Source organism: Patiriisocius sp., from assembly GCF_051252435.1.
Lineage (GTDB): Bacteria > Bacteroidota > Bacteroidia > Flavobacteriales > Flavobacteriaceae > Patiriisocius.
Genome location: NZ_JBPOFW010000008.1, coordinates 77,079 through 91,442, shown reverse-complemented (window position 1 = coordinate 91,442; position 14,364 = coordinate 77,079). Strand labels below are relative to the sequence as shown.

The 14,364-nt window shown below is 36.8% G+C and carries 11 protein-coding genes; 9 read left to right on the top strand and 2 right to left on the bottom strand.

The features are described from left to right. Nucleotides 1-47: 47 nt before the first annotated feature. Nucleotides 48-1,004, bottom strand: a complete 957-nt coding sequence (locus tag ACSHW7_RS14645) for a PhoH family protein (RefSeq protein ID WP_435680115.1) — start codon at nucleotides 1,002-1,004, stop codon at nucleotides 48-50. A 121-nt stretch (nucleotides 1,005-1,125) separates the two neighbouring features. Here ACSHW7_RS14645 and ACSHW7_RS14640 point away from each other — a divergent pair, with 121 nt between their 5' ends. The 7 genes from ACSHW7_RS14640 (at nucleotide 1,126) to ACSHW7_RS14610 (ending at nucleotide 9,533) form a co-directional block, all read left to right on the top strand. Then, a complete protein-coding gene (locus ACSHW7_RS14640) occupies nucleotides 1,126-1,956 on the top strand; it encodes an SAM hydrolase/SAM-dependent halogenase family protein (protein WP_435680114.1) in 831 nt (276 codons plus the stop codon). Between the two features lie 3 nt (nucleotides 1,957-1,959). After that, on the top strand, nucleotides 1,960-2,256 hold the full coding sequence (locus tag ACSHW7_RS14635) for a putative quinol monooxygenase (RefSeq protein ID WP_435680113.1): 297 nt from the start codon (nucleotides 1,960-1,962) through the stop codon (nucleotides 2,254-2,256). A gap of 11 nt (nucleotides 2,257-2,267) precedes the next feature. Then, nucleotides 2,268-2,987 carry a gliding motility-associated ABC transporter permease subunit GldF gene (gene gldF / locus ACSHW7_RS14630; RefSeq protein WP_435680112.1) on the top strand — a complete coding sequence of 240 codons (720 nt, stop codon included), beginning with the start codon at nucleotides 2,268-2,270 and terminating at the stop codon, nucleotides 2,985-2,987. Continuing rightward, entirely contained in the window at nucleotides 2,984-4,699 is a 1,716-nt protein-coding gene (gldG, locus tag ACSHW7_RS14625) for a gliding motility-associated ABC transporter substrate-binding protein GldG (protein ID WP_435680111.1), read from the top strand. The genes gldF and gldG overlap by 4 nt, the downstream gene beginning before the upstream one ends. A gap of 109 nt (nucleotides 4,700-4,808) precedes the next feature. Continuing rightward, complete coding sequence (gene dnaN / locus ACSHW7_RS14620) at nucleotides 4,809-5,927, top strand: DNA polymerase III subunit beta (RefSeq protein ID WP_435680110.1); 1,119 nt, start codon at nucleotides 4,809-4,811, stop codon at nucleotides 5,925-5,927. A gap of 186 nt (nucleotides 5,928-6,113) precedes the next feature. Further along, nucleotides 6,114-7,409 carry a PQQ-dependent sugar dehydrogenase gene (locus ACSHW7_RS14615; protein WP_435680109.1) on the top strand — a complete coding sequence of 432 codons (1,296 nt, stop codon included), beginning with the start codon at nucleotides 6,114-6,116 and terminating at the stop codon, nucleotides 7,407-7,409. Between the two features lie 9 nt (nucleotides 7,410-7,418). Beyond that, nucleotides 7,419-9,533, top strand: coding sequence for a TonB-dependent receptor family protein (locus tag ACSHW7_RS14610; protein WP_435680108.1), 2,115 nt, complete (start codon nucleotides 7,419-7,421; stop codon nucleotides 9,531-9,533). A gap of 7 nt (nucleotides 9,534-9,540) precedes the next feature. Here the strand turns inward: ACSHW7_RS14610 and ACSHW7_RS14605 are convergent, their stop codons facing one another. Continuing rightward, the gene (locus ACSHW7_RS14605; RefSeq protein ID WP_435680107.1) at nucleotides 9,541-9,903 is read right to left on the bottom strand and encodes a DUF4870 domain-containing protein; all 363 of its coding nucleotides are present in this window, start codon (nucleotides 9,901-9,903) and stop codon (nucleotides 9,541-9,543) included. A 343-nt stretch (nucleotides 9,904-10,246) separates the two neighbouring features. Between ACSHW7_RS14605 and ACSHW7_RS14600 the strand changes: the two genes are divergently transcribed. Both ACSHW7_RS14600 and mnmE read left to right on the top strand, forming a co-directional pair. Further along, nucleotides 10,247-12,754, top strand: a complete 2,508-nt coding sequence (locus tag ACSHW7_RS14600) for a LamG-like jellyroll fold domain-containing protein (protein WP_435680106.1) — start codon at nucleotides 10,247-10,249, stop codon at nucleotides 12,752-12,754. A 101-nt stretch (nucleotides 12,755-12,855) separates the two neighbouring features. Continuing rightward, nucleotides 12,856-14,247: a tRNA uridine-5-carboxymethylaminomethyl(34) synthesis GTPase MnmE gene (mnmE, locus tag ACSHW7_RS14595; protein ID WP_435680105.1), complete on the top strand. Its 1,392-nt coding sequence runs from the start codon at nucleotides 12,856-12,858 to the stop codon at nucleotides 14,245-14,247. Nucleotides 14,248-14,364 lie beyond the last annotated feature (117 nt).

The following is a 14,364-nucleotide window of genomic DNA, read 5'->3' as shown; positions in this document are numbered from 1 at the left end:
TCATTCTATAATTATTTTCCACCCTTAAAATTTCCGAAGAAAAAATATTACGAATCTAAATTTTCAATGCTCTTGTATGCAGCGATTATTTTCTTAACCAATTTATGGCGGATAATATCTTTATCATCCAAATAAACGATGCCAACGCCTTCTGTATCTTTTAAAACGAGTAAAGCTTCTTTCAACCCAGAGATAACACGACGTGGTAAATCTATCTGGCCGGGGTCTCCTGTAATCATAAACTTGGCACTTTTACCCATACGCGTCAAAAACATTTTCATTTGGGCATGGGTCGTGTTTTGGGCTTCATCGAGAATTACAAAGGCATTGTCGAGCGTGCGTCCACGCATAAAAGCAAGCGGCGCAATTTGAATAGTACCATTTTCAATATACTGTTCTAGTTTTTCGGCAGGAATCATATCACGCAAACCGTCGTATAAAGGTTGCATATATGGGTCTAATTTTTCTTTTAAATCGCCAGGTAAAAAACCTAGGTTCTCCCCTGCTTCAACGGCAGGCCTTGTAAGGATAATTCGCTTTACTTGCTTTGCTTTCAACGCTTGAACCGCGAGTGCGACACCAGTATAAGTTTTACCAGTACCTGCTGGCCCTACGGCAAAAACCAAATCGTTTTTACGCGAAGACTCTACGAGTTTTCTTTGATTAACAGTTTGTGGTTTTATAATTTTTCCGCTAACACCGTGAACAAGGATTTGATTGCTTCCCGGTGCGCTTTCGTAATCATCTCTGCTATTACTAGTAAGAACGCGCTCTATGCTATTTTCGTCAATCTTATTATACTTGGCATAATGCTCAAGCAACATGGTAATTTTTTTATCAAACTCTTCTAAAACTTCCTCATCGCCGTAGGCTTTTATTTTACTTCCTCTAGCGACAATTTTTAATTTTGGGAAATATTTCTTTAATAAATCTATGTTTGAGTTTTGCAAGCCAAAAAAGTCTCTTGGGCTGATTTCAGTTAATTCAATGATTAGTTCGTTCAAAAGCGATAGGTGTTTAAATGTATGTTTATAAGATTACCTTTATAGTGTAAATATAGTTTTTATACCTTTAAAAGTAGTTTATTTTTGTAGTGCGAGTTTCAACAAAATATCAACAATTTTTATGCCCATTATAACGCTTACTACAGATTTTGGCGAAAAAGACCACTTTGCGGGCGCTGTAAAAGGGGCAATTTATACAGAATTGGCAGATGTAAAAATTGTTGATATCTCACATTCTATTTCTCCATTTCATAGCACGGAGGCTGCATACATTATTCAAAATGCTTACAACAGTTTTCCGAAGGGAACGATTCATATTATAGGTATTGATAGCGAATTGCATCCTGAAAATAAACATATTGCCGTTTTACTCGATGGGCACTATTTTATCTGTGCGGACAACGGAATTATTTCCATGCTCGCCAATGAGATAAATCCAGAAAAAATCGTAGAAATAAACATACACAACAAAGTGGTTACCAACTTTCCTGTGCTTGACGTTTTCGTTAAAGTTGCCTGCCATATCGCGCGTGGTGGAACACTGGAAATTATTGGTAAAAAGATTGAAACGCTTAAACAACTTACAGGTATAAAACCAGCAATCAATCTTGAAAACGGACAGATTATTGGCACCGTAATATATATTGATAACTACGGAAATGTGATTAGCAATATCAATCGTACCACATTTGAAGAAGTAGGCAAAGGCCGAAATTTTAAAGTAACCGCCCGAAGAGCAAACTTTACCAAAATACACAGTCACTATAGTGACGCCATAGATTTTAATATTCCCGTTGGAAAACGTGACGAAGATGGAAAAAAGATTGCTTTGTGGAATAGCTCAAACTATCTTGAACTCGCCATTTACAAAAGTAATCCAGCAACCGTGGGAAGTGCATCAACGCTGTTTGGTTTGGAATATCGAGATACTATCGTCGTAAAATTTGATTAAATAATGTTCACACGAATTGTAAAAATGGAATTCCAAGAGGATAAAATCTCTCAATTTCTCTCTAATTTTGAAACGGTAAAATATCAAATCCGAAATTTTGAGGGATGTCTGTTTTTGGAATTATATAGAGACAAAAACAACCCCACAATATTTTTCACATACAGCCGCTGGAATGACGAAACCGATTTAGAAAACTATAGAAACAGTGAACTTTTTAAAGGCGTATGGGCAACAACAAAACCTATGTTTCGTTCTAAAGCCGCAGCCTGGAGCGTGGACACACTTTTTACAGGTAAATAAGAATTTAAAGTATGCTTGCACTAATTAAAAAAGAAATTACAAACTTTTTCGCGGGACCCATCGGGTACTTAGTGATTGGGGTTTTCTTATTGATTAATGGATTGTTTTTATGGGTATTTCAAGGCAATTATAACATTCTAGATAGCACTTTTGCAGACCTCGCGCCTTTTTTTGAATTAGCACCTTGGGTATTGCTTTTTTTAATTCCAGCAGTCACAATGAGAGCCTTTAGCGATGAGATTAAACTGGGAACTTTAGAACTACTCGTTACGAAGCCCATTTCTTTAAAAAACATTGTATTTGGCAAATATTTTGGTGCAGTAATTTTAATTGTTATTGCACTAATACCTACGCTGCTTTATGTTTACGCGATTTCTAGTTTGGGAAATCCTGTCGGTAATTTTGATGTAGGCAGCGCTATTGGCTCCTATATTGGGTTACTATTTTTAGTATTGGCTTACACTGCTATTGGCATATTTTCATCTACATTATCTTCAAATCAAATTGTTGCTTTTATCATTGCAGTCTTACTTTGTTTTATCTTTTATTACGGTTTTGATGCAATGGCGCAATTGTCGTCAACAGCTTCCATTATTGAGCAATTTGGAATGAAAAAACATTTTGACAGTGTAGCTCGTGGCGTGATTGACACCCGTGATATTATTTACTTTTTAAGTGTAGCGTTTCTGTTTTTAGGTTTTACAGTTGTCAAATTAAAGAGTACAAAATGATGACTAGAAAAAACCTAAAACATATCGCATATTTAATCATCGGAGTTGTATTGATAAACATCGTGAGCAATTATGTTTATAAGCGATTTGACCTTACGCAAGATGGGCGTTATACATTGTCCAAAGCCGCAAAACAAACTATCGTTACTGTAGATTCGCCACTCGTGGTTGAAGTGTTTTTAGAGGGAAATTTTCCTTCAGAATTTAGACGTTTGCAAAGCGAAACGCGTCAACTATTAGAAGAATTTACATCTGTTAACCGAAACATCCAATACAAATTTACAAACCCACTAGAAGGCGAAGAAAATACCAGTGAAGTGGAAAGACAGCTTTTTGAACTTGGACTCACACCCGCCGAAGTGCAAGTGCGTGACGGTGGAAAAACTTCGGTGGAGCGCATTTATCCTTGGGCATTGGCTTATTATAATGGAAAGACGGTTAAAATTCCTTTGCTAAAAAATGTACTCGGAGCTACGCCAGAAGAACGTGTAAATGGTTCCATTCAAAACCTTGAATACACTTTTGCAGACGGTTTCAACAAAGTGGTCAACCCAAAGAAAAAAAGTATCGCCATCATCAAAGGAAACGGTGAACTTGAAGACCGTCAAATTGCCGACTTTTTAACAACGATAAAAGAGACCTATCGTATTGCCCCTTTTACTCTAGATTCAGTTGCAACAGCTCCTCAAAGAACGTTGGCTTCTTTGCTGAAATATGATTTAATCGTCATCGCAAAACCCACCGAAAGTTTTAACGATAGCGAACGCTATGTGCTTGACCAATATATTATGAATGGCGGCGCTTCGCTATGGCTTACCGATATTTTATTTCAGAAGCAAGATCCGAGCACAGGAAAAAATTACATAATTGGTGATAATTTGAATTTGAATGAATTGTTCTTCAAATACGGCATTCGTATCAATCAATCGCTCGTTAAAGATTTGTACAGTGTCCCCATAGTTCTAGCTCAGGGAACCGAAGAAAATTCGCAATACAACCGCTATCCATGGTTTTACTTTCCGTTATCTTCAAGTTCAAACGAACACCCCATTGTTACTAACATTGAAGGTGTTAAATTTGAATATACAGCACCAATGGAATTGTTGGATAATGGCATCAAAAAAACGGTGTTACTTACCTCCTCGCCTATTACGAGTCTTTCTATTGTTCCACACGAAATTAACTTTGACACTGCCATCCCCAACTTTTTAGAAATTGTAAACGAAGGCCCCAATCCGCAGGAATTTTCAGCAGGTGTAAAACCATTAGCTGTTTTGCTCGAAGGACGATTTACTTCGGCATTAAAAAATAGGGTGAAACCATTTAAAATTCCTGCCACGACTGCAGGCGGGTCCGAAGAAAACATTGCAAAAGATGAGGGTATCGATACAAAAATGGTCATTGTGAGTGATGGCGATATCATCAAAAATGGATTTGAAAAAAATAGACCGCTGCCGCTGGGATTTGATAAAATGACGCAAACGATGTACGGAAATAAAGATTTTCTGCTGAACACCGTGAACTATCTATTGGATGATACGGGACTTATAAACATACGTACCAAGGAAATCGCGATTCCATTTTTAGACCTTCAAAAAACAACACAAGAGCGAGGCTTTTGGCAAGCCTTGACTATTGGCGTTCCGTTAGTTTTATTAGCACTCTTTGGTTTGATATTTACCTATTTCCGAAGAAAGAAATATGCACGCTAAGTGTTAATAAGTTCGTTTTTAAATAGCTTTGTTTTGGAATATATTTGTCTTTCAACCGCGCATGGCAACTTGCTGGCGCAATTTTAATAAACCTCAGAAATTTTAATACATGAAATTCATTGTTTCGAGTTCATATTTACTAAAGCAACTACAGGTGCTTGGTGGGATTATCAATAATAATAACACCCTCCCTATTCTAGATAATTTTCTTTTTGACCTTGACGGAAATTCGCTGCGGGTTTCAGCATCCGATTTAGAAACAACTATTTCTTCGCACCTAGACGTAGAAAGCAGTGAAAAAGGAATGGTTTGTATTCCTGCACGTTTGTTATTGGATACTTTAAAAACGTTCCCAGAGCAACCATTGACGTTCACTGTTGAAGATAATAATACTGTTGAAATTAGCAGCAATCACGGTAAATATGCATTAGCATACGCAGCTGGAGATGAATTTCCATCTGCGGTAGAATTGAAAGATCCATCATCAACAATTGTACAAGGAGATATCCTTGCCACGGCGATTAGCAAAACGATTTTTGCAAGCGGAAATGACGACTTGCGCCCCGTGATGAGCGGTGTGTTTTTCCAATTTTCGACAGAAGGCTTAACCTTTGTCGCTACCGATGCACATAAACTTGTAAAATACAACCGTACAGATGTGGTAGCGAGCGAAACTGCCGAATTCATTATGCCGAAGAAACCTTTAAACCTTTTAAAGAGTATTCTTGCGGGTAGTGAGGATGAAGTTTCGATTGAATATAATGAGAGTAATGCGAAATTCAGCTTTGAAAATACGGTGTTAATCTGTCGTTTAATCGATGGAAAATACCCTAATTATGAAGCAGTAATCCCAAAAGAGAACCCGAATAAATTGACCATCGACCGAAATCAGTTTTTAAATAGTGTGCGTCGTGTGTCTATTTTCAGTAATAAAACTACACACCAAATTAGATTAAAAATCGCTGGTGCTGAGCTTAATATTTCAGCAGAAGATATTGACTACAGTAACAAGGCCGAAGAGCGTTTAACATGTGCGTACCAAGGTGATGATATGCAAATTGGGTTTAATTCACGTTTCCTTACCGAAATGTTGAACAACCTTACGAGCGACGAAGTTAGCTTAGAAATGAGCTTACCTAACAGAGCAGGAATTCTAACACCAACCGATGGTCTTGACGAAGGTGAACAAGTTACAATGCTTGTTATGCCAGTGATGCTTAATAGTTAATAGCTTAAAGTACGTTATACTTTTAGCTGGAGTTTATAAATACATTAAAAACCTCCCAAGATTCTATTTGAATTTTGGGAGGTTTTTTGGTTTTAGGATAACGAAGAGTTAAAGAAACTATAAAAATTGAATTCTGATTTTTAAATATGGTTGGATACGAGTATTTTCAATTAAATTAAAAAAATTATGAAAAATACCATCACTATTATCACACTGTCCTGCTTTGTTTTAATGACCTCGTGCAAACAATTTATAGGTGACCAAAAAGCGAAATCTAACCCAGAATTAGCAGACAATCAATATGCACCAAGTACGGTGGAAACAACTGTTGGAACGCTAGAATTGGCGGCACCCTATGCTACAGAATCGGTAGCAAAAATTTCAACAATGGAGGATTGGCCAGAAAATACGTTACCAAAAGCACCCACTGGATTTACAGTTTCGAAATTTGCCGAAGGTTTTGATAATCCACGAAGCACCTATATTGCGCCAAACAATGACTATTTTGTAGTAGAATCAAACACTCGAAATAGCGCAAATAGAATCACTATTCTACGGGATGCTGATAATGATGGCGAGTTTGAAATCAGAGAGCCATTTTTGGAAGACTTAAATCAACCCTTCGGAATGTTGATTGTTGGAGATTATTTTTATGTTGCAAATACAGATGGTTTGATGAGGTACGCTTACAAAACGGGACAAACCAATTTAAAGAATGTAACTGGAGAAAAAATAGTTTCATTACCTGCCGGAGGTTACAATAACCACTGGACGAGAAATATAATTACCAACAAGTCAAAAGATAAAATTTACATTTCAGTAGGTTCTGCAAGTAATGTGGCAGAACATGGGATGAAAGAGGAAATACGCCGCGCAAATATTTTAGAGGTCAATCTCGATGGCAGCAATGAAATAGTTTATGCCAGCGGGCTTAGAAATCCTGTGGGGATGGATTGGAATCCAATTACTGGAGATTTATGGACGGCAGTGAATGAGCGCGATAAATTGGGAAATAATCTTGTGCCAGATTATGCCACAAGTGTTCAAAAAGGCGGGTTTTATGGATGGCCATATTCTTATTATGGGCAAATAATTGACCCAAGAATGATGGATAGCATTGATGAAAAATTGGTAGCAAGAGCCATTGTTCCAGATGTTCCCGCTGGGAATCACACTGCATCATTAGGATTTACTTTCTACACGGGTGACACTTTTCCTTCAAACTATAAAAACGGAGCATTTGTAGGACAACACGGTTCTTGGAACCGTAAAAACTTTTCAGGATATAAAGTAGTTTTTATCCCTTTTGAAAATGGTAAACCCACATCCATGCCAGTAGATTTTTTGACAGGTTTTGTAGCTGATGGAGATGGCTCAACAGTTTATGGTCGTCCCGTAGAAGTAACTGAAACCACTCAAGGAGATTTATTGGTCAATGATGATACCGGAGGCGTTATCTGGAAAGTGAGCTACTCTAAATAAAGCACATTAATGAAATTTATAAAAATTACACTGGCGGCCGTTTGTTTGGCCGTCTTTTGTTTACATAAGGTCAATGCGCAAGAAATTTCAGAAAAGTCATCAAATGTAAAGCAAGATTCTCTAGTTTCTGAAACGTTACAAACCATAATACTCTCTGCAACATTTTTAAAAGATAGTGGTACCATTGCTCCAACAACGATGATAACCAAAGACGAAATATCTCAATTTAGCCCTGTTGACCTTGTAGATGTTGTCAACCAGACACCCGGAGTTTATATTCAAAGTGGGGCGATAAATACCAACAGAATTACCATACGTGGTGTGGGTTCAAGAACATTGTTCGGGACAAACAAGATAAGAGCTTATTTCAACGGAATTCCCATTACAAATGGTGCTGGGGAAACTTCAATAGATAGTTACAATACAAGCGACATAGGCTATTTCGAAATTGTAAAAGGACCGAAAGCAACCCAGTTTGGGACCAACTTGGGCGGCACCTTATTGCTCTCCACAAAAAAACCCGAAGCAGACGGACTTTCTTTACAAAACAATTTTACCGTGGGGTCATTTGGTTTGTTCAAGCACACCACAAATCTAGCAATCGAAGATGAAAATTTAAGTGTTCTCTATAGTTACGACCATTTGGAATCTAAAGGATTTCGAGAAAATAATGCCTATTACAGAAACAGTTATTTACTCGCGATAAAGTCGACTTTGGATGATAATTTTTCAATCGGTTTTTTGTTACAACATTTCAATACGTTTGCACATATTGCCAGTTCACTTTCTCGGGAGGATTTTGAAGAAGACCCTGCACAGGCGGCTTTTACGTGGGGACAAGCAAAAGGTTTTGAAGACAATAATTCAATAACTGCGGGCTTTAATTTGGAGTCTAAAATTTCTTCTTCCATTAGCAACACAACCAGTATTTACTACTCCTATTTAGACTCCTACGAACCTCGCCCTTTTAATATTCTCGACCAATTTACAAATGGATATGGTGTGAGAAGTGTTTTCACAAAAGATTATTTTAACCGAAACGGAACAACAACAATCAATCTTGGCACAGAATGGAATCAAGATATTTATAATTGGGAAACGATTGAAAATTTGTATGAAATAAATAACGGATTTGGAAGCTTAGAGGGAGAAATGCTGAGCGATAACAAAGAAAAGAGAACAAGCGTAAATGTATTTGGTACCGTGAATTTTTCACTAACTCCAAAGTTAAAAACCGAAATCGGACTCAATGTAAATAAAACCAATTATCAATATTCAGATTTGTTTACCCAAGGACCAGAAAACAGAAGTGCAAATAGAGATTTTGAAACGATATTCGCGCCTAATTTCAACTTAGTGTATGCACTCAATAATCAATTTACGTTCTTCGGAAATGTGAGTCGTGGATTTAATTATCCCAGTGTTGAAGAAACATTAACTCCCGACGGAATTATCAATCCCGAAATCGCTCCAGAAAAAGGATGGAATTATGAAATGGGTAGCAAAACTTCTTTTTTTAAAAATAAATTGAATGTTGAATTAAGTGGGTACCTCCTATCCATTCAAGATTTGTTGGTAGCCGAACGTGTGGGTGATGACCAATTTATTGGTAGAAATGCAGGAAAAACAGAACATAAAGGGTTAGAACTTTCGGTCAATTATAAAAATTCTATTTCGAAAAACATAAAAATAGATATCTATGTAAACACCGAATTTAGTGCACATAAATTCATTGATTTTGTGGATGGAGATAATGATTTTTCTGGAAATGATTTGACGGGAGTACCCGATAAAAAGATTACCGCTGGATTGAGATTTTACCACGAAAATGGTTTGTACGCCAACACAAATTATCAATATATAGGCAGCCAACCCATCACAGATGATAACTCATTATTCAGTGATTCGTACCAAGTAGTTAATGTGCAAACTGGATTTAAAAAAGAAATCTATAAATATTTAACGGCTATTATTTCAGCAGGTATAAATAATATTACCAATGAAAAATACGCTTCATCCATATTGATCAATGCCACGTCATTTGGAAATACGGCTCCAAGATATTTTTATCCGGGAGAACCTCTCAATTTTTATACAAGCTTGAAAGTAAACTACGTTTTTTGAAAGAAGTTTATTTCAAAAAAGTAATCGTTCCAAAAGTATTTGGCATCTCACCGTTCGAGGCTTTAATGGCATTTACGATGGGCATTATGAAACCTAGAAAACCTACTGCAATTAACATCAAAATTCCTAATCCAAGAGCCAATATCATTGGGATGCTAATAATGGCATATACGATTAAACTTATTTGAAAATTGATGATTTGCTTTCCGTGAATATCCATATCTTCTATCGTATCCTTTTTGGAAGCCCAAATTATTAAGGGTGCAATTAGCCCACCAAATCCAGTAACATATGTTAAAAGCTGCAATAAATGCGTAATGATTAAAAGATTTCGGTCTTCTACTTTTTGGGTTTGATTGAGCACTTCCATGACTATGACTTTAAAAGATTAATAACGACTGTGGCAATAATATAAGCTACTATGGCGACACCTACAAATAAAGCAAGTTGCTTTATCACAGGTTTGAAATTATCATTTGAATTTTTTGAATCCATTGTTTGATTTGTATTTCGATGTATTTGTAGCAAAGGTAGTATTAATGTTACAAAACCTATTTTTAAACATTGATTATCAGGTTTTAAATATTCAATATTTCCGAAGTTGAAATAAAACTTTTTCTTTTTAACCTAAATTAGTAATACATAATTCTAATTTTGAACAGTTTAAAAAATAGTTTTGTTATTTTTACTACCTCAAAAATTAACAAAATATTATGAAAAGAATTTATCTTGCAATAGCTTTAATATGCAGCTTTTTTTCTGCACAACAAATTGTAGCACAATCCAACCAATATCTGCACTTTGATGGAGTAGATGATTACACCGAACTTACCAACGGCGCCTCTTATGTAAATGGTTCTAACACCATTTCAATGGCAGGGTGGTTTTATACAGACGAGCTTATCTATGGTTCTGGAATGATGAGTATAAGAGGCGGAGGAACTGGCAATGGCGAAATGTATTTAATACAGCTAAACAATGGTACTGTTGAGTGCAGGGTTATTACTACTACTGGTCTACACCAAGTTGTGGCGCCTGCCGGAACAATACAAGCTGGAGTATGGCAACACGTGGCGTGGGTTTTTAACGAGACTACCGTTGAGCTTTTTGTGGACGGAACTTCAGTAGGGAGTAGTCCAGCATCTGGAACGTTTCAATCTATGGATCGCCCATTTACAATAGGTAAATGTTTACAACCGGGATTCAATTTTATTTTTAAGGGTCGTGCAGATGAGGTTTCTTTATGGAATACAGCGCTTACTCAAACTCAAATTCAAGACATGATTGCCAATGAACTTTTGGGCAACGAGGCGGGTCTTCAAATTTATTACAAGTTTAATCAAGGGACTCCAGGAGGCAATAACACAAATATTACGCAACTATTCGATATTAGTAGTGATGCCAATAAACACTCTAATTTATTAAATTTTGCCTTAATGGGAAATACGTCAAATTTTGACGGGATGTTAGAATCTGGTGCGCAAGCTATCAATTTTCCGCAAGTGCCCAACAAATTAATAACAGACGCACCATTTCAATTAGAAGCTACTGCAACGTCTGGACTACCGGTAATTTATGAGATTGTTTCAGGACCTGCTGCCGTAGCTGGAGATTTGGTTACTTTAGATGGTACTGCAGGTACCGTAGTTGTACGGGCATCACAACCCGGGAATGGTGATTTTGACCCTGCACAGGACGTTACGGTTAATTTTGAAGTGCTCGACCCTGCAAACGTAGTTGTTATGGCAGAATTAAATCACCCATTAGCTGGCAATGTATATGCTCCTTCATTGATTCCTCTTCAAGTAGCGGTTAGTGCATCTATTGAATATCCAGAGTTGTTTTCAATTGAAGAAGTATCTGTTACTATTGATGGTACTGATGTAACTTTAACAGACCATGAGAATGGGTTTTACACAGGATGGTGGACTCCAAGCTCATATGGCAGTTTTGACATTGAAGTAAAAGGAACCAATAATTTTAATGTAGAAAATACAGTGACGACTACAGTGAATGTTACCGCTTCAGTTAGTGATGTTTCAGCAGTGGCAACAGACCAAGTTTGGGTAAAAGGTGATATTCCCACGGTGACTGTTGAAGCAGAATTACCAAGCTCTATTGGAGCTTTTGACCAAATTACAGCTTCATTGATTATCGACTGTCCTATTGGTGGTTGTGATCCTTGGGATAGAGTATCTTCGGTTGAAGCTCAAGGTAAAGATGGAGAATGGTTTGAAATAATTAGATACCTAACACCTTACGGAGTTGCTTGTGAGAGCGAAATTGATTTAACCGATTTTGCTTCTTTGCTTGCGGGTAAGACAAAATTTAGAGTAAATCTAGGAACTCAAGGAAACGGTTTTCTATACACACTCCTACTCGATTATCGCGCAGGCGCTCCCGAATATCCCTATAGTACGGTCTCAAAATTGTGGTATCAAACCTACCAATTTGGTGATATGGCAAACCTACAACCTACAGAATATTTTAACATAGATGTATCAGAAAGCACAGAAGCAGCTAAGATAAAATTAGTATCAACTGGTCATGGTTGGGGAGATAACAACACGGCAAATGCTGCCGAATTTCACAATGATACGCATCATATTCTAGTGAATAATGAAGAAACATTTGAGCAAAACAATTGGAATGATTGTAATCCAAATCCAGATGGTTGTAGCCCACAAAACGGTACATGGCAATTTGATAGAGCTGGATGGTGTCCTGGTTCAATTGCACAATTTTTTGATTATGATATGGGGGCATTGGTTAATGAACCTTCGTTGCTTTTAAAATATCGTTTTGATGAGGATTATGTTGATTTTTGTCACCCCAACAATCCAGATTGTATCACTGGAACGACTTGTAATAACTGCGATGATGGCTTTAATCCACACCTTATTGTTTCATCTTATTTCATAACTTTTGGTAACGCACCAACCGATATTACTTTAGGCGCTGATGAGGTATTATATGCGTCAAATTTCTCTGTATATCCCAATCCATCAACAGGAATATTTTATGTGGACTTAAATGATATTCAAAATGCAACGACTATTGAGGTTTATGACAATCTAGGCAGACGTGTTAAAAGTGTTCAAGTTGATGACTTTTCATCAGCAAATAGAATGGACCTAACAGGAATGTCCTCTGGAATATATCTTATCAATGTACTCGAAAACAAAACAAGTCTTGGGACTAAAAAATTGATTATTGAATAATCAAAATTATTCACTTAGTTACAAAAGAGACTTCATTATGGAGTCTCTTTTTTTTATACTTCGGAAATAGTACTGATATTAAAATACTTATTTTTGCCACCATGACGCACCAAGAAACCATTGTCGCACTTGCCACACCTTCTGGTGCGGGAGCCATTGCCGTTATTAGAATTTCGGGAGATGAAGCAATTACAATAGCCTCACAAATTTTTCATTCGGTTTCAAAAAAGAAGCTCGCAGAACAAAAAACACACACTGTTCATCTTGGCCATATAAAAGAAGGCAGTCGGGTGATTGATGAAGTGCTCGCAACGATTTTTAAAAACCCAAATAGTTATACGGGCGAAGATGTGGTAGAATTTTCCTGCCACGGAAGCTCGTTTATCCAACAAGAAATTATCCAATTATGTCTTCGTAAAGGTGCTAGAATGGCCACTGCTGGCGAATTTACACTACGTGCATTCTTAAATGGAAAAATGGATCTAAGCCAAGCCGAAGCAGTAGCCGATTTAATTTCAAGTGATTCCGAAGCTTCACACCAACTTGCCATTCAACAAATGCGTGGCGGTTTTTCTTCTGAAATTAAACGACTTCGGGAAGAGCTGCTCAATTTTGCATCGTTGATAGAATTAGAATTGGATTTTGCTGAAGAAGATGTAGAATTTGCAAACCGTGATGATTTTCAGAAATTAATATCCAAAATCACATTGGTTTTAAAAAGATTGATTGACTCTTTTGCCACAGGAAATGTATTGAAAAATGGGATTCCGGTAGCGATTGTGGGCGAACCTAATGTGGGAAAATCGACATTGCTCAACGCACTATTAAATGAAGAGCGCGCTATTGTGAGCGACATTGCAGGGACTACGAGGGACACCATTGAAGACGAAATAAATATTGGTGGAATAAGCTTTCGTTTTATAGACACCGCAGGAATTAGAGAGACAACCGATACCATTGAAGGTCTAGGAATTAAAAAAACTTTTGAAAAAATTGAGCAAGCGCAGGTAGTGATTTATCTTTTTAATGCAGAAGAAATTGATGAAAAAGCAATAGAAAAATTCAATATAGAAATTGCTAAAATTAAAAATAAATATCCGCAAAAAAAGTTAGTTGTAATTGCAAATAAAATTGACAGACTTTCAGAGTCAGAAATTTCAAAATTGAAATCAAAAATTACAAATTTGTTAACCATTTCAGCAAAAAACGGCGAAGGTGTTGAAGAATTAAAAACGACACTGCTCAATTTTGTGAACACGGGAGCTTTGCGAAACAATGAAACCATTGTTACAAATACTCGCCACTACGATGCACTATTAAAAGCGCTCGAAGAAATCAATAAAGTACAAGAAGGTATCGACGCAGGATTGAGCGGAGACCTTATGGCAATCGACATTAGACAAGCATTATTTCATTTTGGGGAAATCACTGGTGAAATAACCAACGATGATTTGTTGGGGAATATTTTTGCTAATTTCTGTATCGGGAAATAGTTGCTAATATTATTTGATTTCAATTGGGTTTAATTGCCTGTAAATCAAATGACTGTTAATAACTCTCGAAGTTTTACTTTCTCTTGGTTATCCGATTTTCATACTTTTATTACATCT

Bases quoted from the DNA above. Each gene is read 5' to 3' on its own strand.
- ACSHW7_RS14605 (WP_435680107.1), bottom strand. From the start codon at position 9,903: ATGGAAGTGCTCAATCAAACCCAAAAAGTAGAAGACCGAAATCTTTTA.
- ACSHW7_RS14610 (WP_435680108.1), top strand. From the start codon at position 7,419: ATGAAATTTATAAAAATTACACTGGCGGCCGTTTGTTTGGCCGTCTTT.
- ACSHW7_RS14635 (WP_435680113.1), top strand. From the start codon at position 1,960: ATGTTCACACGAATTGTAAAAATGGAATTCCAAGAGGATAAAATCTCT.
- mnmE (WP_435680105.1), top strand. From the start codon at position 12,856: ATGACGCACCAAGAAACCATTGTCGCACTTGCCACACCTTCTGGTGCG.
- ACSHW7_RS14600 (WP_435680106.1), top strand. From the start codon at position 10,247: ATGAAAAGAATTTATCTTGCAATAGCTTTAATATGCAGCTTTTTTTCT.
- ACSHW7_RS14640 (WP_435680114.1), top strand. From the start codon at position 1,126: ATGCCCATTATAACGCTTACTACAGATTTTGGCGAAAAAGACCACTTT.
- gldF (WP_435680112.1), top strand. From the start codon at position 2,268: ATGCTTGCACTAATTAAAAAAGAAATTACAAACTTTTTCGCGGGACCC.
- dnaN (WP_435680110.1), top strand. From the start codon at position 4,809: ATGAAATTCATTGTTTCGAGTTCATATTTACTAAAGCAACTACAGGTG.
- ACSHW7_RS14615 (WP_435680109.1), top strand. From the start codon at position 6,114: ATGAAAAATACCATCACTATTATCACACTGTCCTGCTTTGTTTTAATG.
- gldG (WP_435680111.1), top strand. From the start codon at position 2,984: ATGATGACTAGAAAAAACCTAAAACATATCGCATATTTAATCATCGGA.